21 protein-coding genes are annotated in these 21,817 nt (G+C 72.2%); 12 read left to right on the top strand and 9 right to left on the bottom strand.

Annotated elements, in window-relative coordinates:
- The first annotated feature begins 110 nt into the window (after positions 1-110).
- The 6 genes from RFN52_RS09310 to RFN52_RS09285 all read left to right on the top strand — a co-directional run bounded on the left by RFN52_RS09310 (position 111) and on the right by RFN52_RS09285 (position 6,202).
- Positions 111-1,694 (top strand): TROVE domain-containing protein, encoded by a 1,584-nt coding sequence (locus RFN52_RS09310; protein ID WP_184844931.1) that lies wholly within the window; start codon positions 111-113, stop codon positions 1,692-1,694.
- Between the two features lie 108 nt (positions 1,695-1,802).
- Complete coding sequence (locus RFN52_RS09305; protein ID WP_184844928.1) at positions 1,803-2,444, top strand: GntR family transcriptional regulator; 642 nt, start codon at positions 1,803-1,805, stop codon at positions 2,442-2,444.
- 25 nt (positions 2,445-2,469) lie between these two features.
- Entirely contained in the window at positions 2,470-3,486 is a 1,017-nt protein-coding gene (locus tag RFN52_RS09300; protein WP_184844925.1) for a 1-aminocyclopropane-1-carboxylate deaminase, read from the top strand.
- Positions 3,487-3,578: 92 nt separating this feature from the next.
- Positions 3,579-3,983: a VOC family protein gene (locus RFN52_RS09295; protein WP_031110217.1), complete on the top strand. Its 405-nt coding sequence runs from the start codon at positions 3,579-3,581 to the stop codon at positions 3,981-3,983.
- Between the two features lie 292 nt (positions 3,984-4,275).
- On the top strand, positions 4,276-5,301 hold the full coding sequence (locus RFN52_RS09290; RefSeq protein WP_184844922.1) for a LacI family DNA-binding transcriptional regulator: 1,026 nt from the start codon (positions 4,276-4,278) through the stop codon (positions 5,299-5,301).
- A gap of 325 nt (positions 5,302-5,626) precedes the next feature.
- Entirely contained in the window at positions 5,627-6,202 is a 576-nt protein-coding gene (locus RFN52_RS09285; RefSeq protein WP_184844919.1) for a TetR/AcrR family transcriptional regulator, read from the top strand.
- A 61-nt stretch (positions 6,203-6,263) separates the two neighbouring features.
- On the opposite strand, the gene RFN52_RS09280 is transcribed toward RFN52_RS09285, so the two are convergent.
- The 8 genes from RFN52_RS09280 to RFN52_RS09245 all read right to left on the bottom strand — a co-directional run bounded on the left by RFN52_RS09280 (position 6,264) and on the right by RFN52_RS09245 (position 13,978).
- Entirely contained in the window at positions 6,264-7,463 is a 1,200-nt protein-coding gene (locus RFN52_RS09280) for a TerD family protein (RefSeq protein ID WP_184853835.1), read from the bottom strand.
- 85 nt (positions 7,464-7,548) lie between these two features.
- Positions 7,549-7,770 (bottom strand): hypothetical protein, encoded by a 222-nt coding sequence (locus RFN52_RS09275; protein ID WP_184844915.1) that lies wholly within the window; start codon positions 7,768-7,770, stop codon positions 7,549-7,551.
- Between the two features lie 78 nt (positions 7,771-7,848).
- Entirely contained in the window at positions 7,849-8,838 is a 990-nt protein-coding gene (locus tag RFN52_RS09270; RefSeq protein WP_184844912.1) for a zinc-dependent alcohol dehydrogenase family protein, read from the bottom strand.
- Complete coding sequence (locus tag RFN52_RS09265; protein ID WP_184844909.1) at positions 8,835-9,686, bottom strand: carbohydrate ABC transporter permease; 852 nt, start codon at positions 9,684-9,686, stop codon at positions 8,835-8,837. The genes RFN52_RS09270 and RFN52_RS09265 overlap by 4 nt, the downstream gene beginning before the upstream one ends.
- Positions 9,683-10,624, bottom strand: coding sequence for a carbohydrate ABC transporter permease (locus RFN52_RS09260; RefSeq protein ID WP_184844906.1), 942 nt, complete (start codon positions 10,622-10,624; stop codon positions 9,683-9,685). The genes RFN52_RS09265 and RFN52_RS09260 overlap by 4 nt, the downstream gene beginning before the upstream one ends.
- Entirely contained in the window at positions 10,621-11,994 is a 1,374-nt protein-coding gene (locus RFN52_RS09255) for an ABC transporter substrate-binding protein (RefSeq protein WP_184844904.1), read from the bottom strand. Before RFN52_RS09255 ends, RFN52_RS09260 begins: the two co-directional genes overlap by 4 nt.
- 83 nt (positions 11,995-12,077) lie before the next feature.
- The gene (locus RFN52_RS09250; protein ID WP_184844900.1) at positions 12,078-12,845 is read right to left on the bottom strand and encodes a DeoR/GlpR family DNA-binding transcription regulator; all 768 of its coding nucleotides are present in this window, start codon (positions 12,843-12,845) and stop codon (positions 12,078-12,080) included.
- A 323-nt stretch (positions 12,846-13,168) separates the two neighbouring features.
- Positions 13,169-13,978 carry an NAD-dependent epimerase/dehydratase family protein gene (locus RFN52_RS09245; protein WP_184844897.1) on the bottom strand — a complete coding sequence of 270 codons (810 nt, stop codon included), beginning with the start codon at positions 13,976-13,978 and terminating at the stop codon, positions 13,169-13,171.
- Between the two features lie 253 nt (positions 13,979-14,231).
- Here RFN52_RS09245 and RFN52_RS09240 point away from each other — a divergent pair, with 253 nt between their 5' ends.
- Together RFN52_RS09240 and RFN52_RS09235 are read left to right on the top strand one after the other, a co-directional pair.
- Positions 14,232-15,173 (top strand): 5-dehydro-4-deoxyglucarate dehydratase, encoded by a 942-nt coding sequence (locus RFN52_RS09240; protein WP_184844894.1) that lies wholly within the window; start codon positions 14,232-14,234, stop codon positions 15,171-15,173.
- Positions 15,170-16,333 (top strand): hypothetical protein, encoded by a 1,164-nt coding sequence (locus RFN52_RS09235; RefSeq protein ID WP_184844891.1) that lies wholly within the window; start codon positions 15,170-15,172, stop codon positions 16,331-16,333. The genes RFN52_RS09240 and RFN52_RS09235 overlap by 4 nt, the downstream gene beginning before the upstream one ends.
- A gap of 77 nt (positions 16,334-16,410) precedes the next feature.
- Here the strand turns inward: RFN52_RS09235 and RFN52_RS09230 are convergent, their stop codons facing one another.
- Positions 16,411-17,625, bottom strand: coding sequence for an MFS transporter (locus RFN52_RS09230; protein WP_184844888.1), 1,215 nt, complete (start codon positions 17,623-17,625; stop codon positions 16,411-16,413).
- Between the two features lie 138 nt (positions 17,626-17,763).
- On the opposite strand from RFN52_RS09230, the gene RFN52_RS09225 reads away from it, so the two are divergent.
- The 4 genes from RFN52_RS09225 to araD all read left to right on the top strand — a co-directional run bounded on the left by RFN52_RS09225 (position 17,764) and on the right by araD (position 21,807).
- Positions 17,764-18,363 (top strand): TIGR03086 family metal-binding protein, encoded by a 600-nt coding sequence (locus RFN52_RS09225; RefSeq protein WP_184844885.1) that lies wholly within the window; start codon positions 17,764-17,766, stop codon positions 18,361-18,363.
- A 149-nt stretch (positions 18,364-18,512) separates the two neighbouring features.
- Complete coding sequence (locus RFN52_RS09220; protein WP_184844882.1) at positions 18,513-19,172, top strand: GntR family transcriptional regulator; 660 nt, start codon at positions 18,513-18,515, stop codon at positions 19,170-19,172.
- Positions 19,169-20,080: a dihydrodipicolinate synthase family protein gene (locus tag RFN52_RS09215; RefSeq protein WP_184844879.1), complete on the top strand. Its 912-nt coding sequence runs from the start codon at positions 19,169-19,171 to the stop codon at positions 20,078-20,080. Before RFN52_RS09220 ends, RFN52_RS09215 begins: the two co-directional genes overlap by 4 nt.
- A complete protein-coding gene (gene araD, locus RFN52_RS09210) occupies positions 20,077-21,807 on the top strand; it encodes an L-arabinonate dehydratase (RefSeq protein ID WP_184844876.1) in 1,731 nt (576 codons plus the stop codon). The genes RFN52_RS09215 and araD overlap by 4 nt, the downstream gene beginning before the upstream one ends.
- The last annotated feature ends 10 nt before the right edge of the window (positions 21,808-21,817 follow it).

The raw sequence follows: 21,817 nt of genomic DNA, 5'->3' as shown, positions 1-21,817 counted from the left end.
GGTAGAGCATCTGAATTAGTCCGTCGCCGACTTCTGTCCTCGGGCACCCACCTCTTTTCCCGCATGCAGCGTCTCCCCCGGAAACACGAACGAATTCGGGGGAATTCACCATGGCGCGATTCAATTCCAAGGCAGCCCGCGCACGTCCCGTCTCGCGCGTGACGTCCACCGGGCGTGTGCTGCGCACCTACGAGGGCGGCCGGGGCCGTGAGCGGGACGCCCGCTCCGAACTTTTCCTGCTCTCCGTCTCCAACTTCGTCTCCCAGCAGACCTTCTACGAGACCGGCGCCGACCGCGACGACCGGTTCCAGCGGCTCGTGCGCGAACTCGCCGTCAGCGACCCGGAGTGGACGGCCGGCCTGCTCGGCTGGCTGCGCGGCGCGGGCAACCTGCGCACGGCCTCCGTCGTCGGCGCCGCGGAGTACGTCAAGGCCCGGCTGGATGCGGGCGCGGCCGACGGCCCGTCCAACCGGCAGGTCGTCGCCTCCGTCCTGCAGCGACCCGACGAGCCCGGCGAACTGCTCGCGTACTGGACCGCGATGTACGGGCGGAACGTCCCGAAGCCGGTCAAGCGCGGCATCGCCGACGCCGTGCGCCGCCTGTACCACGGCAAGGCGCTGCTGAAGTACGACACCGCCTCCAAGGGCTACCGCTTCGGCGACATCCTCAACCTCGTGCACGCGGCCCCGGACCCGGACAAGCCGTGGCAGGGCGAGCTGTTCCGGTACGCCCTCGACCGCCGGCACCACCCGGACACCGCCGTGCCGCCCGCGTCCGACCACGTCCTCAGCGCGCACCGCGAGCTGATGGCGCTGCCCGTGGAGGACCGGCGTGCGGTCGTGACCGCCGAGGGCGGTGCCGAGCGGCTGGCCGCGGCCGGGATGACGTGGGAGGCGCTGGCGGGCTGGCTCCAGGGCCCGATGGACAAGGCGGCCTGGGAGGCCGTGATCCCCTCCATGGGGGCCATGGCGCTCGTGCGCAACCTGCGGAACTTCGACGAGGCCGGGGTCTCGGACGAGGTGGCCGAGCGGGTCGCCGCGCGGATCAGCGACCCGGCCGAAGTCGCCCGTTCGCGGCAGTTCCCCTTCCGGTACCTCGCCGCGTACCAGCACGCGCCGTCGCTGCGCTGGTCGTACGCCCTGGAGCGGGCGCTCGGCCACTCGCTGGCCAACGTGCCGGCGCTGCCCGGCCGGACGTTGGTGCTCGTGGACCGCTCGGGGTCGATGTTCTGGTCGCGGCTGTCCGACCGCTCGGAACTGACCCGTGCCGACGCGGCGGCGATCTTCGGCACGGCGCTCGCGCTGCGGGCGCAGAGCGCGGACCTGGTCGAGTTCGGCTCGACGAGCGACCGCGTGACTTTCCGCCGGGGCGAGTCGGTGCTGAAGATCCTCGACCGCTTCGGCGACCTGGGGGGCACCGACACCACGGAGGCGGTGCGCCGGCACTACAAGAAGCACGACCGGGTGCTGATCGTCACCGACGAGCAGTACACGCACCACCACCGGGGCGACCCGACCGAGCAGGTCCCGGCCGGCGTGCCGGTCTACACCTGGAACCTCGCCGGATACCGGGCGGGCCACGGCCCGTCGGGCACGGGTGACCGGCACACGTTCGGAGGGCTCTCGGACGCCGCTTTCCGGATGGTTCCGCTGATCGAGGCCTCCCGGGACGCCGACTGGCCCTGGGTGGCCTGAGGGGCGACAGGCCGTGGCCCGCACCGCGTGGGGAGTGCGGGCCACGGTTCTGTGCGTTCTGTGCACGGTCCTTGTTGAAGGACGTACTGACATCTAACATTTCAGTTTATGGAGGCCATCCGGCCCGTGCCGCGGACCTTGCTCAGGGACCGTGCGTACGAGGCGATCAGGGACGCCATCGTGGCCGGAGAGATCGAACCCGGCGCGGTGGTGCGGGACGCCGAGCTCGCGGAGCGGCTCGGGCTGTCCCGGGCACCGGTGCGCGACGCGTTCTCCCGGCTGGTGGACGACGGGCTGCTGGAGAGCAAGCCGCAGAGCTACACCCGGGTCACCCCGCTCGTGGCCGCCGACGTCCGGGACGCCGCCGCGGTGGTCGGTGCCCTGCACGAACTCGTGACGAGGGTCGCCGTGCCACGGCTGGCTGCCGCGCACCTCACCGCGATGCGCGCCGCCAACGAGCGGTTCGCCGACGCCGTGCGTGCCGGAGACGTGGAGGCGGCGCTGCGGGCCGACGACGAACTGCACGACGTCCTCGTCCGGGTGAGCGGCAACCGAGCCGCCGCCGCGACCGTCGCCCGCTACACCCCGCTCGTCCGCCGCCTGGAGCGACAGCGCTTCGGAGAGGGCGGCAACTGCCGTTCGGCCGGGTTGCACGAGCGGCTGATCGAGGCGTGCGCGGCCGGTGACGTGGACGGGGCGGTCCTCGTCACGGCGGAGATCTGGCGGGGCCTGGAGGAGCTCGCCGACTGAGACGACCCCCGACCAGGGAGGATCCATGTCCCTTTCCTCGTACGAGCGTTACCCCCTGCTCTTCGGGCCCTCGCCCGTCCACCCCCTGGAGCGGCTCACCGCGCACCTCGGTGGTGCGTCCCTCTGGGCCAAGCGCGAGGACTGCAACTCCGGTGTCGCGTACGGCGGCAACAAGACCCGCAAGCTGGAGTACCTGGTCGCCGACGCGCTCGCCCAGGGCTGCGACACGCTCGTGTCGATCGGGGGCGTGCAGTCCAACCACACCCGCCAGGTCGCGGCCGTCGCCGCCCGGGCCGGACTCAAGTGCGTGCTCGTCCAGGAGAGTTGGGTTGACTGGCCCGACGCCGTGTACGACAAGGTCGGCAACATCCTGATCAGCCGGCTGGCCGGGGCCGACGTGCGGCTGGTGAGGGCCGGGTTCGGCATCGGCTTCAAGGAGAGCTGGGAGCAGGCGCTCAGGGAGGTCGAGCAGGGCGGTGGGAGGCCGTACGCCATCCCGGCCGGTGCCTCCGACCATCCGCTCGGCGGACTCGGCTTCGCCGGGTGGGCTTACGAGGTCGCCCAGCAGGAGCGGGAGCTGGGCGTCTTCTTCGACACCGTGGTGGTGTGCTCGGTGACCGGGTCGACCCAGGCCGGCATGGTCGCCGGGTTCGCCGCGCTGGAGGAGACGGGCGGGCGGGCCCGGCGCGTGCTCGGCATCGACGCCTCCGCCAAGCCGGCCGCGACCCGCGGGCAGATCGCCCGTATCGCCGACCGCACGGGGCAGCTCATCGGCGTGAAGCGCGAGCTGACCGAGTCCGATGTCGAACTCGACGAGCGGTACCACGCGGGTGTCTACGGCGTCCCCGACGAGACCACGCTGGCGGCGATGCGGCTTGCCGCCCGGACGGAGGGGATGGTCACCGATCCCGTCTACGAGGGCAAGTCCATGGCCGGGATGATCGACCTGGTGTCGAGGGGCGAGATCGGCTCCGACGCCACGGTGCTCTACGCCCATTTGGGTGGGCAGCCGGCGCTGAACGCTTACAGCGCGTTGTTCTGATCGGCCGGGCGGGCGGCTGGGCGTCAATGTCGGGGAATCATCCGGCTGGCCCTCGGGTTGTGGCGGTCAGTCGACGTTCTGGAGGAGCCGTCATGTCCGATCAGCCCGCCGTCCGCGAACTCCGCCTGGTCGTGACCGCCGAGGACTACGACGCCGCGCTGCACTTCTACCGGGACGTGCTCGGCCTGACCGAGCAGGGCGCGTTCGCCTCGGAGGACGGGCGGGTCACGATCCTCGACGCCGGGCGGGCCACCCTGGAGCTGACCGACCCGAACCACGCCGCGTTCATCGACGAGGTCGAAGTGGGCCGGCGGGTGGCCGGGCACATCCGGGTCGCCTTCCAGGTGGACGACTCCGTCGCCACGACGGCGAAACTGGCCGCCGCGGGAGCCGAGGTCGTGGCCGAGCCGACACGCACACCCTGGAATTCGCTGAACTCGCGGCTCGAAGCGCCGGGGGCGCTTCAGCTGACGCTGTTCACGGAACTCGGCGACTGACGGAGCCGGTGGGTGCCGTGCCGGGGTGATCGGCCTGCTGCGGCCGCGTTGGTTTCGCCTTCGCGGTGGGGGTGGGGCGGGGCTGCGCCGGGGTGTCCGTCCTCGGAACGGCGCGATGGGGTCTCACGCCGACTGACTCTCCGTCGACGCGCCAACCGCTGCGGGCGGACACCCCCCGACACGGCCCCTTCTCGCCGTACGCGAGTGCGGGCGCGCGGTGGCGTCCGTGGCGGAGGGCGTCCGTCCGGCTTCCCCTGCCGGGCAGGGTTCGGGGGCGGATACAGTGCTAAACGTGTGGACGGACAATCAGCGTGCAGAGCGGTCCGACGGTGCCCGGCGCAGGGCCACGATCCACGACGTCGCACGGCTCGCCGGGGTGTCGCGTCAGACGGTCTCGCGGGCGGTCAACGACAAGGGTGAGATCGACCCCGGCACCAAGGAGCGGGTCCTGGAGGCGGCGCGGCTCCTGGACTACCGGCCGAGCCGGTTCGCGCGCGGACTCGTCCAGAAGGGCGCGGTGACGGCCGGTCTGGTCATCCCGGACCTGCGCAATCCGTTCTTCCCCGAGGTGGCCGCCGGAGTGCTGGAGGCGGCCGAGCAGCGGGGCTGGCAGGTCGTGGTGTGGGACTCCCGGATCGACGAGGCCAGGGAGCGGGAGGCGCTCGACGTGCTCTCCCACCAGGCTGACGCGGTCGTCGGCTACTTCAAGGATCCGGACGACGTGCTCGCCCGGCACCTCGGCGGTGTGCCGCTGGTGCTGCTGGAGCGTGGTCCGCGGCAGACCCGGTTCGCGGCCGTGGGCATCGACGCCGCGTCCGGTGTCGAGCAGGGCATGGACCATCTGTTCCGTGCCGGGCATCGCAGGATCGGCATGCTGGACGGCGTGCACGGTCCCGGCCCGCGTCGGCGGGCCTTCGTGGAGCAGGCGCGGCGGCTCGGTCTGCCGGTCGACGAGGACTGGGTCGTGGTGTGCCCGGAGCACAGCGTGGCCGGTGGCGAGGCCGGCATGGAGCGGCTGCTGGCCCAGCGGCCCGAGGTCACAGCGGTCTTCGGCTTCAACGACCTGATCGCCGTCGGGGCGATGCGCACCGCCCGTCGGCGTGGCCGGAGCGTTCCGGGCGACCTGGCCGTGCTGGGCTTCGACGGTCTCTCGCTGGGCGAGTTGGTCGAACCCGCCCTGACCACCCTGCACATCGACAAGCGGCAGTTGGGACGGCTTGCCGTGGAGCAGGTGGCCCGGCTGCGCGCGGGCGAGGAGCCGTTGCGCGGCGCGGACGCATGGGTGACACCCGAACTCGTGGTGCGCGACTCCGCCTGACGTTCCGGTCGCCCGGCCTGAGGCAGATCGGCCGCGCCGTTCCCTTGACACCGGATTTCGAGCCCACCGATACTCGACGGCACCGCTCACGTGAACGTTCACGACCCCTCGGAATCCCCCACCCACAGCCGCCCGTCGAGGACTACGCCCTGGTGATGGCCGGAGCGCTGATGAGCGTCATCCCGTTGATCGTGGTGTTCCTGTTCGGGGCGCGGCACTTCCTGCGGGACCTGGCGGCGGGGGCGATGAAGTTGTAGGGGCCGGGTGCCGGTGCGCCGTCTCGGTAGAGTGCGGAGAAAGTCCCCGGTTCGTGAGGAGAGGTCGCGTGGCGCAGGTCAGGCCCATGCGGGCGGATGCCCGGCGCAACCACGAGCGGTTGCTGACGGTCGCCGCGGAGGCCTTCGCCGAGCACGGGGAGGGCGCCTCGCTGGACGACATCGCCAAGCGTGCCGGGGTCGGCTCCGGCACGCTGTACCGGCACTTCCCGACCCGGCAGGCGTTGCTGGAGGCCGCGTATCTGGAGCGTGTCGAGGCGATCGCAGCCCGGGCCGGTGTGCTGGCGGAGGAACTGCCGCCGGGTGAGGCGCTGGGAGAGTGGCTGTACGAGCTCGGCGCCGGACTGATCCGGATGCGCGGCCTGAAGACCCTGCTGGGACCGGCCGTCACCGGGAGCGGCACGGCCGTGGCCACGGCCTGCGGCGACTCGGTGAAGGGCGCGGCCGGACGGCTGGTCCGGGCGGCGCAGGCGGAGGGCACGCTGCGGGCGGACGTCGAGCCGAGCGACGTGCTGCGGCTGGCTCACGGGATGGCGACGGCGTCGGAACTGGCCGACGGGGAGGACCGGCACCTCCGGCGGTATCTGACACTGCTGATGGAGGGGCTGGGCGCGGAGCGCCGCTGACGCGGTGAGCCGGACGCCCCCTGGGTGAGGGGGCGTCCCCGGACGCCGGTCCGGTGGCCGCTCAGAGCGCCTGCGCCGCCGGCTTCACCATGCCCCTCACCGTGCGGGACTTCACGAAGTCGCCCATGGCCGTCATCTCCCACTCGCCGGAGAACTGGCGGATCAGCTTGGCCATCAGGACGCCGGTCTGGGGTTCGGCGCCGGTGAGGTCGAAGCGGACCAGCTCCTCGCCGGTCGTGCCGTCCAGGAGGCGGCAGTAGGCCTTGGCGACCTCGGTGAACTTCTGGCCGGAGAAGGAGTTCACCGTGAAGACCAGGCCCGTGACCTCCTGGGGGAGGCGGCCGAGGTCGACCATGATGGTCTCGTCGTCCCCGCCGCCCTCACCCGTGAGGTTGTCGCCGGAGTGCCGGATGGCGCCGCCGACGATCTGGAGCTTGCCGAAGTAGCAGCTGTCGATGTGGTTGCGCTGCGGCCCGTAGGCGATGACCGAGGCGTCCAGGTCGATGTCCTTGCCGCGGTAGGCCGGCTCCCAGCCGAGACCCATCCGGACCTGGGAGAGCAGGGGCTGGCCGCCCTTCATCAGGGAGACCGTCTGGTTCTTCTGGAGGCTGACGCGGCCCTTGTCGAGGTTGATCTTCCCGGCGCCGGGCGGGGGCGGCGGAGGCGTGGCCGGGGCGGCCGGGGGCGCGGCGGGGGCGGTGACGGGCGGGGTGGGCGGCTGCACCGGGGCCGGCGGCGGGGTCACCGGCTGCGGAGGGGCGGCGGCCGGTTCCTCCACCGTGACCCCGAAGTCCGTGGCGATGCCCGCCAGGCCGTTGGCGTATCCCTGGCCGACGGCGCGGGCCTTCCACTGCCCGTTGCGCTGGTATACCTCCACGATGACCAGGGCCGTCTCGTCGCCGAGCTGCGGGGGTGTGAAGGAGGCCAGGACGGAGTCGTCGTCCGCGCTGCGGATCGTGGCCGTCGGCTCGATGCCGCGGAAGGTCTGGCCCGCGGCGTCCGGGCTCGCCGTGACGACGATCTTCTCGATGCCGGGGGGAAGGGCCGTGGTGTCGACCACGATCGCGTCGGGCGCGGTGCCACCGCCCGAGCGGTACGTCACGCCGGGGCCCGACGGCTGGTTGTAGAAGATGAAGTCGTCGTCGGAGCGCACCTTGCCGTCGGCGGTGAGCAGCAGGCCCGATACGTCGAGCCGCACCGGGGCGGCGACGTCCACCGTCACGCGGGCGGCGGACAGGGGGATGTTCGAGCCGGGGGTCATAGCTGTCATGCCGGGTGAACGAGCGAAGCGGTTTTGCCGTTCCCTTACCTTGCCGCCAATCGGGTCACCGGCGATTGCGGGGGCTTCAGCGGCGATTGCGGGGGTGGTCGCGGGCGGTGCGTTCGTTGCCCCGCTTGTAGTTGCCGGTCCAGCGGGCCATGACGAGCTGGGGGTCGGAGGCCTCGATCTCGGCGAGGAACTGCGTGGCGCGGGGGCCGTTCAGAGTGGTGGCGGGGCGGCCGTGGTGGCTGATGCGGACGGTGCCGCCCGCGTGCTGCTCGTAGGTGAATCCATGAGGTCTCGGCATGCCGTGAGAGTACGAGGCGGGGAGCAGGCGCCCCAGCGAATTTCGCCTGCCCCCGCCCCGCCTCCGGTGATCCCTGCCCTACGGCACGACGACGATCTTGCGGCCGACGCCCGCCGCGAACTGCTCCAGCGCCTGGGGGTAGCGCTCCAGCGGGATGCGGTCGCTGATGAAGACGTCCGGGTCGAGGACGCCGTTCGCGAAGAGTTCCGCGGCCCGCTCGAAGCTGTGCAGGACCGCCATCGAGCCGGTGATGGTGATCTCCTGGTTGTAGATGCGGTACGGGTCGACCGTCACCCGCGTCGCGTAGTCGGCCACGCCGAACTGCAGGAACGTGCCCGCTTTCGCCACCCGGTCCAGGCCGTCCTGGATCGCCGCCGCGTTGCCCGTGGCGTCCACGACCAGGTCCCAGCCCTGCGGACGGTCCAGTTCGTCCGGGCCCGCCGCCGCCGCCGAGACGCCGAGGCGGCGGGCCGTCTCCAGGCGGGCCGGGTTCACGTCGACGACGTCCACGCTCGCCGCGCCCGTGCGCTTGGCCAGCTCCAGCATCATCAGGCCCATGGTGCCGGAGCCGTAGATCAGGACGTGCGCGCCGAGGCGGGACTGGAGGACGTCGTAGCCGCGTACCGCGCAGGAGAGGGGCTCGACGAGCGCCGCGTCCTCGGTGCGGACGTGGTCCGGGAGCTTCACGCAGTTCGCCACCGGGGCGACGGCGTACTGCGCCGCGCCTCCGGCCGTCGTCACGCCGATCGCCGCCCAGCGTTCGCAGAGGTTGTTGTGGCCCGTACGGCAGTAGCGGCACTCGTAGCAGTACAGGGACGGGTCGACGGCGACCCGGTCGCCCACCGCCACCTCCGTGACGCGGGTGCCGACCCCGACCACCTCGCCCGCGAACTCGTGCCCGGGCACGATCGGCAGCTTCGGGGCGAACTCGCCCTGGAGGATGTGGAGATCGGTTCCGCACAGGCCGCAGGCCGCGACCTCGACCACGACCTCGCGCGGGCCGGGCGTCGGGTCGGGGACCTCGGCGACGACGGCCTTGCCCACGGACTCGATGACGGCGGCCTTCATTTCACGGCTCCCAACGACAGGCCCTGGACCAGCTTGTCCTGGGCGGCGAACCCCGCGGCGAGCACCGGCAGGGAGATGACGAGCGACGCGGCGCACACCTTCGCCAGGAACAGGCCCTGGCTGGTGATGAAGCCGGTCAGGAAGACGGGGGCGGTCTCGGCGACCACACCCGTGAGCACCCGGGCGAAGAGCAGCTCGTTCCAGCTGAAGATGAAGCAGATCAGGGCGGTGGCGGCCATACCGGGGAGGGAGATCGGGGCGACCACGCGCGCGAGGATCGTGGGCAGCCTGGCTCCGTCCACCTTCGCGGCCTCGATCACCGCGACCGGGATCTCGGCGAGGAAGGACTGCATCATCCACACCGCGATCGGCAGGTTCATGGAGGTGTAGAGGATGACCAGCAGCCAGATGTTGTCCAGCATCCCGGCGTTCTTGGCGAAGAGGTAGATCGGGAGCAGGCCCGCCACGGCCGGCAGCATCTTCGTGGAGAGGAAGAAGAACAGGACGTCCGTCCACTTGCGGACGCGGTTGATCGACAACGCGTAGGCCGCCGGGAAGGCCAGCAGCAGGACCAGCAGGGTCGAGGCCACGGACGCGACCGTGGAGTTGATCAGGGCCGGCCAGGGGCTCGCGCCGCCGCCCGCGCCGAAGAACTCGCGGTAGCCGTCCAGGGTGAGCGCGGCCGCGAAGGACGGCGGGTTGGTCGCCGCGTCCGTCTCCGAGTGGAAGGACGTCAGCGCCATCCACGCGATGGGCAGGAAGAACGCGATCCCGAGCAGCCAGGCCAGCAGGCCCAGGCCCGCCCCCTTGCCACGGACACGGCGGGCGTGTGGTGCGGTCGTGCTCATGCGCGGGACACCTCCTCGCGGAACAGGGACGACACCACGCGCAGGGCGAAGGTCGCGATGACGATCGAGCCGATGACCACCAGGACGCCCGCGGCCGAGGCGAGGCCGTTCTCGTGGGCCTGGTAGAAGCTCTGGTAGACGGTGTAGGGGAGGTTGGCGGTGCCGAGGCCCCCGGACGTGATCGTGAAGACCGCGTCGAAGTTCTGGACGATGTAGATCGAGCCCAGCAGGGCGCCCAGTTCGAGGTAGCGGCGCAGGTGCGGCAGCGTCAGATGGACGAAGATCTGCCAGTCGCTCGCGCCGTCGACCCGGGCCGCCTCGATCTGCTCGTGGTCGCGGCTCTGCAGTCCGGCCAGCAGGATCAGCATCATGAACGGTGTCCACTGCCAGACGAGGGACGCCTCGACCGCGAGCAGCGGGGTGCTGGAGATCCAGTCGGGCTGTGGCCCGCCCACATAGTGCAACAGCCCATTGAACAGGCCGTATTCAGGGTTGTAGAGCACGTGCTTCCAGAGCAGGGCCGCCGCGACCGGCACCACCAGGAACGGTGCGATCAGCAGCGTCCGTACGATGCCCCGGCCGCGGAACCGCCGGTCCAGCAGCAGCGCGAGGACCAGTCCGAGCACCAGGCTGGCCAGGACCACGGCCACCGTCAGAAGCACGGTCGTCCCCACCGAGTGGCGCAGGTCCGGGTCGGTGAGGACCTCCTGGTAGTTGTCGAGGCCGGTGAAGTGCCGGGCGTCGGGATAGAGGGAGTTCCAGTCGAAGAAGGAGATCACCAGCGTGGCCACGAAGGGCAGCTGGGTGACGACGATCATGAAGATCAGGGCGGGCAGCAGCGGGGCCCGGGTCGCCCAGGCGCGCAGCCGGGCGGAGGGCCGGCGGACGGGGTTGCGTATCTCGGGGGAGGCCGCGGGGGCCGTTGTCGTGGCGGTCATCGTCCCTCGTACTCCTCGGAGATCTTCGCGGCGAGCGCCTGGGCCTTCTTCAGGGCCGACTCGACGGACTGGCGTCCGGCGATGGCCGCGCTGATCTCCTGGGAGACCTTGGTGCCGAGGTCGGTGAACTCGGGGATGCCGACGAACTGGATGCCGGGCGCGGGCCGCGGCTGTACGCCGGGGTCGTTCGGCCGGGCCTTCTCGATGGCCTCCTTGGTCATCTCCTGGAAGGCCCCGGCCTCCTTGCGGTAGTCGGCGTTGGCGTACGTGGAGGCCCGCTTGCCGGCCGGTACGTTCGACCAGCCCACCTGGTCGCCGACCAGCTCCTCGTAGCCCTTGCCCGACGCCCAGGAGACGAACTTCCAGGCGTTGTCCGGGTTGCGGGAGGCCTTCTGGATGCCCCAGGCCCAGGTGTAGAGCCAGCCGGAGGACTCGGTCTTCTCGACGGGCGCGGGGGCGTAGCCCACCTTGCCCTTCACCGGGGAGTTCGCCGCCTCCAGGGATCCGGCCGCGGAGGTGGCGTCGTACCACATGGCGACCTTGCCCTGGGTCATGTTGTTCAGGCACTCGGCGAAGCCGGCCTGGGCGGCGCCGGACTCGCCGTGCTCACGCACGAGGTCGACATAGAACTTCGTCGCCTTTTTGAAGGCGGGGGAGTCGAGGCGGGCCTTCCAGTCCTTGTCGAACCAGGTGCCGCCGAAGGTGTTCACGACCGTCGTCAGCGGGGCCATCACCTCGCCCCAGCCGGGCAGGCCGCGCAGGCAGATGCCCTTCATGCCGGGCTCGGAGCCGTCCGCCTTCGCGGCGAGGTCCGCCACTTGTCGCCAGGTGGGGTGCGCGGGCATGGTGAGGCCCTTTTTCTCGAACACGTCCTTGCGGTACATGAGGAAGGACGACTCGCCGTAGAAGGGTTGGCCGTAGAGCTTGCCGTCGTCCGCGGTGAGGGACTGGCGCATCGGCTTCAGGACGTCCTGCTCGTCGTAGGCGGGGTCCTTGGCGACGTAGCCGTTCATCTGGCGCAGCCAGCCGTTGCGGGCGTAGATCGGTATCTCGTAGTTGGACAGGGTGGCCACGTCGTACTGGCCGGCCTGGTTGGCGAAGTCCTGGCTGATCTTGTCGCGGACGTCGTTCTCGGGCAGGACGGTGAAGTTGACCTTGATGCCCGTCTCCTTGGTGAAGTGGGCGCGGGTCAGCTTCTGCAACTCGACCATCTGCGGGTTGTTGACCATCAGGACGTTGATGGCGTCGCCGCCGGAACCGGCCCCGCCCGCGCCGACCCAGCAGCCGGAGAGCAGCGGGGCGAGCAGCGTCCCTGCGGCGGCCAGGGCGAGCGGGGCTCGCGGTGGCCGTCGTCGGCTCTGGGTTCGCATGGATCGCTCCTGGATGTATGGGGAGATAAGGGGCATCGCAGGGCGTGTGCGGGCGCCCTGGGGGAGGTGGAGGGACGTGCGGGTCAGACGCGGATGACCTGCGGCCCGAGCAGCGAGTAGCGGTGGGCCTCGGCGGCCGGCAGCAGAGTGCTCGTCACGATCGTCTCCAGCGTGCCGACGTCGGCGAACCGGCAGAAGCTGACCGCTCCGAACTTGGTGTGCACGCCGGCGAAGACCACGCGCCGGGCGGCCCGGATCGCCTGGGTCTTGACCTCGCTGACGGCCGGGTCGGGGGTGGTGAGGCCGTGTTCGCGGGAGATGCCGTTGGCGCCGATGAACGCCAGGTCGACGACGAAGCCGGACAGCATCTTCGTCGTCCAGTGGTCGACGGTGGCGAGGGTTCCGCGCCGCACCCGGCCGCCGAGCAGCAGCACGCAGACGTGCTCGGCCTCGGCGAGGGCGCCCGCGACGGGCAGGGACGCGGTGACCACGGTCAGCGGCCGGTCCCGGGGGAGTGCCTCGGCGATGAGCTGCGGGGTGTAGCCCTCGTCGACGAAGACGGTCTCGGCGTCGCCGAGCAGCTCGGCCGCGGCGGCCGCGACCCGGCGCTTCTCGGGGACGTGGCTGGTGGCCCGGAAGGCGAGCGTCGTCTCGAAGCCGGCGCTCTCCACGGGGTAGGCGCCGCCGTGGGTGCGGCGGAGCAGGCCGTGGTCCTCCAGGACGCGCAGGTCCCTTCGTACGGTCTCCTTGGCCACGCCCAGTTCCGCGGCGAGGGCGGTGACGTCGACCGAGCCGTCGCGCCGCGCGGCCAGCACGATGTCGCGCTGTCGTTCTTCCGCGGTCCTGTTCATGGCCGTCACCCGCCTTCCTGCTGTGCTGCCCGTTCGGGCCCTCGGTCGGGCCTTGAGGGAAGTTCTACAGCGGGTGGGGTGTGGTGACCAGGCCTGATCCGCGCCCGATGCTGCCCGCGTGTGCCCGTTCGGGCGGGACGTGCCCCTGTGCTCGGGTGGTGCGGTGATGTGGCGGCCGCGGGTGCGTCGTGGCTGGTCGCGCACTTCCCCGCGCCCCTGGGCGTGGCGCTGCCGCGCCTCCGGCCAGGGCACGGCACGTGCCCGGACATGCCTGCGGGCGGGCCCGTTCTCTGCCCGCCCGCCCTGGTGACGACTGTTTCCGGTCAGTACGGCCAGATCGGCGGGTCCGTCACGAACTGGCCGCCGAGGTAGGCGTGCGCCTCGTTGCCGTCCTGCAGCTCGCCCTGCTCGGCGATGAGCTTCTCGGCGTACGGCTCGGAGTCGTCCTGCGGCTCGTAGCCGAGCGCCCGGGCGCTGGTGAGGTCCCACCACAGCCGGGTGTTGGCGGAGGAGCCGTGCACGACGGTGTGGCCGACGTGCTCGGCGGTCAGGGCCGCGTGGAAGAGACGGGCGCCGTCGGAGGGGCTCATCCACACCGAGAGCATGCGCACGCTGGTCGGCTCGGGGAAGCAGGAGCCGATGCGCACCGAGACCGTCTCCAGGCCGTGCCGGTCCCAGTAGAGCTGCGCGAGGTCCTCGCCGAAGCACTTGGACAGGCCGTAGAAGGTGTCCGGACGGCGCGGGGTGTCGATGGGGATGAGCGGGTCGTCGCCCTGGGGGCGCGGGGTGTAGCCGACGGCGTGGTTGGAGGAGGCGAAGACGATCCGGCCGACGCCCTCCTCGCGGGCGGCCTCGTAGAGGTGGTAGGTGCCCTCGATGTTCGCCTTGAGGATCTTCTCGAAGGGTGCTTCCAGGGAGATGCCTGCGAGGTGGATGATCGCGTCGACGCCCCGGACCGCCTCGCGCACGGCGTCCCGGTCGGCCAGGTCGGCGGCGATCGCGTCGGGCTCGCCCTCGATCGGGCGCAGGTCCAGCAGGCGCAGCTCGTAGCCGTATGCCGGGAGCAGGTCCCGCATCAGGCTGCCGAGGCCGCCGGCGGCGCCGGTGAGCAGGACGGTGCGGGGAGCGGGCATCCTCGGGTCTCCTTGATCGCCAACCGTGCCGATCGCACAGCGCACTGATCGCCAGCGTGCATATGAGCGCACGACATTCATATGCGTGGACACGCTAAGGATCTGGGGCGGAGCCCGTCAAGTATGCCGCGGGGAGGGCGAATCCGCAGGTGCGTCGCGGGTGTGCGCGCTTGACCGGCACCTAGGCGGCGCCTTAGCGTGGAGTTGTTCAGAAATATAGACGTCAATCATGAATATGGAACCGGGAGAGCTTGTGACGCCAGCCCCTCTCGCCACACGACTCGACATCCCCAGCGGGCCGCTGTTCTTCCCGGTCACCGCCTACGGACCCGACGGCTCCGTGGACCTCGACACCTACCGCACGCACGTCCGGCGCGGGGTGGAGGCCGGAGCCGCCGCCGTGTTCGCCTGCTGCGGCACCGGCGAGTTCCACGCGCTGACGCCCGAGGAGTTCGAGGCCTGCGTCCGGGTCGCCGTCGAGGCCGCCGACGGGCGTGTGCCGGTCGTCGCCGGCGCCGGGTACGGCACCGCGCTCGCCGTGCGCTACGCCCGCCTCGCCGAGGCCGCCGGCGCGGACGGGCTGCTCGCCATGCCGCCCTACCTCGTCGTCGCCGGTCAGGAGGGTCTGCTGCGGCACTACCGCGAGGTCGCCGCCGCGACCGCCCTGCCGGTCATCGTCTACCAGCGCGACAACGCCGTGTTCACCCCGCAGACGGTCGTCGCCCTGGCCCGCACGGACGGGATCATCGGCCTGAAGGACGGGCTCGGCGACCTCGACCTCATGCAGCGCGTCGTCAGCGCCGTCCGCACCGAGGCTCCGGGGGACTTCCTCTACTTCAACGGCCTGCCCACCGCCGAGCAGACCCAGCTCGCCTACCGCGCCCTCGGGGTCACGCTCTACTCGTCCGCCGTGTTCTGCTTCGCACCGGAGATCGCCCTCGCCTTCCACCAGGCCCTCCGGACCGGCGACGACGCCACCGTGGCGAAGCTGCTGGACGGTTTCTACCGCCCGTTCGTCGAACTGCGCGACCGGGGCCGCGGCTACGCGGTCGCCCTGGTCAAGGCCGGTGTACGGCTGCGCGGCCTCGACGTCGGGGAGGTGCGGCCCCCGCTGCACGAGCCGAGCGGGGATCATGTGAAGCAGCTCGCCGAACTGATCGAGCGGGGCCACGCGCTGCTGGAGGAGGCCAAGTGAAGGCGTCGACGTTCGTCTACCCCTGGGACGTCAACGGCGACCCGGAGGCACCCGCGCGCATCGCCGCGCTGGGCGTGGCACAGGTGACGCTCGCCGCCGCCTACCACTCCACGCGCGCCCTCACGCCCCGCCACCCGCGCCACCGCATCGTCACCGCCGAGCACGCCGCCGTGCTGTACCCGGCCGACGACCGCTGGGCCGGACGCGAGCTGCGCCCCTACGCGGCCGGCGCCTGGGCCCCCGGAGACGCCTTCGGCGAGGCCGCCGCCGCGCTCGCCGAGGCCGGTCTCGACGTACACACCTGGGTCGTCCTCGCCCACAACTCCCGCCTGGGCGCCGAGCACCCGGACACCTCGGTCGTCAACGCCTACGGCGACCGCTACCCCTGGGCGCCCTGCATCGCACAGCCCGCCACGCGCGCCTACCTGACCGACCTGGCCGCCGAGGCCGCCGTCCGGCCCGGGGCGCGCGGCACCGAGCTGGAATCCCTCGGCTGGTACGGCCTGCAGCATCTGCACGCCCACGACAAGACCGGCGGCATCGGCCTCGGGGACGCCGGGCAGTATCTGATGGCGCTGTGCTTCTGCCCGTCCTGCCGGGAGGGCTATGGCCGGCAGGGCCTCGACGCCGACCGGCTGGCGGCCGCCGTACGGACCGCGCTGGAGCCGGTGTGGCAGGGGGCGCCCTCCGACGGAGCCTGGCCGGGCATCGAGAAACTCCTCGGCGAGACCTTCGCGAACACCACGCGCGCGTACCGCGACGAAACCGCCCGCACGCTCCAGGAACAGGCCGTCGCGGCGGTCCGGGCGGCCGCTCCCGACGGCTTCCGGGTGCTGCTGCACGCGGACCCCGTGTCGTACCACGTCGGCGCCAACCCCGGCGTCGACCCGGCGCACATCCTGTCCGTCGCGGACGGCGTGGTCGTCCCCTGCGCGGGCGGCACCGGCACGCTGACGCCGTTCGCACGGCAGGAGCGCGAGGGCGCCGTCATCGCCGCCAACTTCACCGTCGTCTCGGGGATGGGCGGCAGCCCCGGCACCCTCGCCGCCGACGCCGCCGAGGCACGGCGGCTGGGCGCGACCGAACTGCGGCTGTATCACGCCGGACTGGCGTCCGACGGCGACCTGGACACGGTCCGCTCCGCCCTCGCCGGGCTCTGACACAGCTGAGTGGCCGCACCGGTGGTGACACCGGCGGGCCCTCCGCCCACCACGACGACGTGCCCCGCCCGTGGCCATCACCGGTGCGGGACGGCTTCGGCCCCGGCCGGGGGAGCGCACAGCGCCGCCGCCGTCACCAGCAGGGCCACGCCCAGGGCCACCAGCACCGGCCGGTGGCCCACCGGCTCGACCAGGGCCGCCCCGGCGGCCAGCCCGGCCACGTTCGGCGCGTACACCAGTGTGTGGGCGGTGGCCGTGACCCGGCCCAGCAGCGCCCCGGGCGTCTCGCGCTGCACGGACGTCAGCGTGGCGATCAGCACGGCGGGCAGCCCCGCGCCGATCGCCGCGCTGCACACCAGCGCCACCGGGTCGGACGGCACCGCCCGCAGGGCCACCGCGAGCGCCAGCAGGGCGACGCCGTACGCCCCGAAGCGCCGCGCCCCCAGCCGGCGCAGGGCGGCGCCGGACAGCAGCCCGACCACGACCGACCCGGCGCCCTGCACGGCGTACAGGACACCGGCGTACGCGGGGGAGCGCCCGAGGCCGTCGACGACGGCGTAGACCAGCGCGCCGTTCAGGCCCGCGCACAGCATGGTGGCGCCGCCCGCCAGGACCAGGGGGCGCAGCACGGGGTGCGCCCACAGGTGGCGGACACCCTCGGCGGTCCGCCGTGGACGGCCGTCCCGGGGCCGGGCCGGCTTCTCCTCCCGCCCGCGCAGCGCCGCGTACAGGCCTGCGGCCAGCACGAACGTCGCCGCGTCCAGGAGAGCGACACTCGCGCCGCCGTACGCCGCGTACAGGCCCGCGCCCGCCAGCGGGGCCAGCAGCTTCATGCCCTCGGCCGCCGTCATGCGCAGGCCGTTGAAGTCGCCCAGCAGGGACGGGTCGACGACGGTCGCGACCAGCGCCGACTCGGCCGCGTCGTGGACGACGCCCGCCGCCCCGTACACGAACAGCACCCCGTACAGCAGCCAGAGGTCGCCCGGGGCGACGACGCCCACCAGGGTGAGCAGGAGGGCCCCGAGCAGCACGTTCACGCCGATCAGCAGCGGCTTGCGGCGGCCCCGGTCGGCGAGTGTGCCCAGCAGTGGCCCGGCCAGGGCCGGCAGCCACAGGGCGAGCATGCACAGCGCGGCCAGGCCGTCGGAGCCGGTGAGGTCCTTGACCCACACGCCCGAGGCCAGCCACAGGGCGGAGGTGCCGAAGCCGGAGACCACCACGCCCGCGAGACAGAGTCCGGCGTCGCGGTCGCGCAGGACGCGCACGAGCGGCCAGGTCGTCTTGGTCGTCATGCCTGGTCATCGTGGGGCTAAGGACCGGGGGAGCGGATCGGGCAGGTTCCCTGGAAGTGACCCCTCGGGGCGGGCCGGCGATGAGTTCCGCGGCCGGCGTCGGTCTACCTCCCAGGACCACACTGCTGAGGAGCCCGCATGACCGACACGACCGGAACGACCCTCGACCTCGGACCCCAGGCGGAGGAGCTGGCGCGGCTGGTCGCCGGCGTCACCGACGAGCAGCTGTCCGGCCCCACACCCTGCCCCGAGTACGAGGTGCGCCACCTGCTCGGCCACCTGGCGGGGCTGGCCGTCGCCTTCCGCGACGCCGGCCGCAAGGAGCTGGGCCTCACCACCGACACCAACCCCCAGTCCGGGCTCCCGGACCTCGCGCCCGGCTGGCGCGAGGAGCTGCCCAAGGTCCTCGCCGAACTGGCCGGGGCCTGGCGCGACCCGGCCGCCAGGACGGGCATGACCCGGGCCGGGGGCGTCGACCTGCCCGGCGAGATCGCGGGCCTGGTCGCCACCGACGAACTGGTCGTCCACGGCTGGGACCTCGCCCGTGCCACCGGTCAGCGCTACGAGCCCGACCCGGCCGCGCTCCGGGTCTGCCACGACTTCCTCGCGGCGTCCGTCGACGACCCCGACCGCGGGGCCATCTTCGGGCCCGTCGTCCCCGTCGGGCCGGAGGCGTCCTTGCTGGCCCGGTCGGTGGGGCTCAGCGGGCGGGACCCGGAGTGGGCGCCCCAGCCGTAGAAAGCGATTGCTGTTTCTTTGCCGAAAGCATTGACGAAGCCCACGCGCCCTCCTACCGTCATCGCGTCGTACTTCGTACGTCATATATGAGACGCGATACGCGAGATCCGATACGCGATCCACCGAGACGCGAGATCCGAGAGGCGCGCATGACCTCTGTGCCCACGCCGATCCCCTCCCGCACGCAGTACGTGCTGGAGGGGATCAAACACCGCATCCTCACCGGGCAGTTGACGCCGGGACAGGCGCTGGTCGAGACCGAACTCGCCGCGCAGTTCGGCGTGTCGAAGACCCCGGTGCGCGAGGCGCTCAAGACCCTCGCCGGGACCGGGCTGGTCGTGATGAGCCAGTACAAGGGCGTCACCGTGCGCCTGGTGGACGCGGACATGGCGCGCGAGGTCTACGACGTGCGGCTGCTGCTGGAGCCGGAGGCGCTGCGGCGCGCCGTGCAGCGCGGCGCCTCCCTGGACGTCGCCCGCGAGGCGCTGACCCGGGCCGACGCCGCCACCGACACCGCCGAACGCTCCCTCGCCAACCGGGAGTTCCACCGCGCCCTGTACCTGCCGTGCGGCAACCCGCTGCTCGGCCGGATGCTCGACGAGGTCCGCGACCAGGCCGCCCTGGTCTCTGCCGTCGCCTGGGCCGCCTCCCCCTCCTGGGAGCGGGAGGCCGGCGAGCACCGGGAGATCCTGCGGCTCGCGCTCGACGGTGACGCCGACGGCGCGGCGCGTGCCCTGCACGCCCACATCGCCTCCTTCGTGCAGCGCGCTTTCCCCCAGGCAGGACTGGAACAGGAAGGTCAGGAATGAGCAGCGTGGCGTTCGAGACCCAGCGGGCGGCCCTGGCCGACGTGGTGGCGATCCCGGTGACCCCGTTCGCCGAGGACGGCTCCGTCGCGCAGGACACCCACCGGGCCCTGCTGCGCCGCCTGCTCGACGGCGGCATCACGACCCTCACCCCGAACGGCAACACCGGCGAGTTCTACGCCCTGACCCCCGAAGAGCGCCGGCTCGTCACCGAGCTGACGATCGACGAGGCCGGGGAGCGGGCAGTGATCCTGGTCGGCGTCGGGCACGACATCCCGACCGCAGTAGCCTCCGCCCGGCACGCCCGGGAGCTCGGCGCCCAGATGGTGATGGTCCACCAGCCCGTCCACCCCTACGTCTCGCAGGCCGGCTGGGTCGACTACCACCGTGCCGTCGCCGAGGCCGTGCCCGAGCTGGGCGTCGTGCCGTACATCCGCAACGCGCAGCTCACCGGCGCCCGGCTCGCCGAACTCGCCGACAGCTGCCCGAACGTCATCGGCGTGAAGTACGCCGTCCCCGACGCGGCCAGGTTCGCCGCGTTCGCCCGGGACGCGGGTCTGGAACGGTTCGTGTGGGTCGCGGGACTCGCCGAGCCGTACGCCCCCTCCTACTTCTCCGCCGGTGCCACCGGCTTCACGTCGGGGCTGGTGAACGTCGCCCCGGCCGTCTCGCTGAACATGATCGAGGCGCTGCGCTCCGGGGACTACCGGGCCGCGATGAAGGTCTGGGAGCAGATCCGCCGCTTCGAGGAACTGCGCGCGGCCAACGGCTCCGCCGACAACGTCACCGTCGTCAAGGAGGCCCTCGCCTCCCTCGGGCTGTGCCGCCGCGAGGTGCGCCCGCCGAGCAAGCCGCTGCCCGAGAACGGGCGGGCCGAGGTCGCCGCGATCGCCGCGGGGTGGTCGATATGACCGGCAGGCTGCGTCCCGAGGAGCTCAGGAGCCATCAGTGGTACGGCGTCGAGGGGCAGCTGCGCACCTGGTCGCACAACGCCCGGATGCGCCAGCTCGGTTACGAGGCGGAGGAGTACCGGGGCCGCCCGGTGATCGCCGTCCTGAACACCTGGTCCGACATCAACCCCTGCCACGTCCACCTGCGTGAGCGGGCCGAGGCGGTCAAGCGGGGGGTGTGGCAGGCCGGCGGCTTCCCGCTGGAGTTCCCGGTCGCCACGCTCTCCGAGACGTACCAGAAGCCGACCCCGATGCTCTACCGCAACCTGCTCGCGATGGAGACGGAGGAGCTGCTGCGGTCGTATCCGATCGACGCGGCGGTGCTGCTCGGCGGCTGCGACAAGTCGACGCCCGCGCTGCTCATGGGCGCGGCCTCGGCCGACGTGCCGTCCCTCTTCGTGCCCGCGGGGCCGATGCTGCCGGGCCACTGGCGCGGCGAGACCCTCGGGTCCGGCACCGACATGTGGAAGTACTGGGACGAGCACCGCGCCGGCAACCTGACCGACTGTGAACTGCGGGATTTGCAGGGCGGGCTGGCCCGGTCGCCCGGTCACTGCATGACCATGGGGACCGCATCGACCATGACCGCGGCGGCGGAGGCCCTCGGCATGACGCTGCCGGGCGCCTCCTCGATCCCCGCCGTCGACTCCGGGCACGAGCGGATGGCCGCCGCCTCCGGGCGCCGTGCCGTGGAGCTCGCCTGGACCGCGCTCAAGCCGTCCCGGATCCTCACCCGCGAGGCGTTCGAGGACGCCGTCACCACGGTGCTCGGGCTCGGCGGCTCCACCAACGCCGTCATCCACCTCATCGCGATGGCGGGGCGCTGCCGGGTCGAGCTCACCCTCGACGACTTCGACCGCATCGCCCGCACGGTGCCGGTGCTCGCCAACGTCCGGCCCGGCGGACAGACGTACCTCATGGAGGACTTCCACTTCGCCGGCGGTCTGCCCGCCTTCCTCTCGCGGATCACCGACCTGCTGCACCTGGACCGGCCCACCGTCAACGGAACCCTGGGAGTGCAGATCGGGGACGCCGTCGTCCACGACGACGACGTGATCCGCACCCGCGAGAACCCGGTCGCCGCCGAGGGCGGGGTCGCCGTACTGCGCGGCAACCTCTGCCCCGACGGCGCGGTCATCAAGCACATCGCCGCCGAGCCGCACCTGCTCAAGCACACCGGCCCGGCGGTCGTCTTCGACGACTACAAGACCATGCAGCGCACCATCAACGACCCGGAGTTGGGGATCACCGCGGACAGCGTCCTGGTGCTGCGCAACTCCGGCCCCAAGGGCGGCCCGGGCATGCCCGAGTACGGCATGCTGCCGATCCCCGACCGCCTGCTGAGGCAGGGCGTACGGGACATGGTCCGGATCTCCGACGCCCGGATGAGCGGCACGAGCTACGGCGCGTGCGCCCTGCACATCGCGCCCGAGTCGTACGTCGGCGGACCGCTTGCCCTGGTCCGCAGCGGTGACTCGATCACCCTGGACGTCGAGGCCCGGACCCTCCAACTCAACGTCGACGACGAGGAGCTGGAGCGGCGCAGGGCCGACTGGACGCCGCCGCCCGCCCGGTACGAGCGCGGCTACGGCGCGCTCTACAACGAGCAGATCACGCAGGCCGACACCGGCTGCGACTTCGGGTTCCTCGCCCGTCCGGGCCGGGTCGCCGACCCGTACGCGAGCTGAGCCACCGCAC

It is taken from the genome of Streptomyces collinus (genome assembly GCF_031348265.1).
GTDB lineage: Bacteria > Actinomycetota > Actinomycetes > Streptomycetales > Streptomycetaceae > Streptomyces > Streptomyces collinus.
The sequence above is the reverse complement of the archived record's forward strand: the minus strand, read 5'-3'. Positions and strand labels throughout refer to the sequence as shown.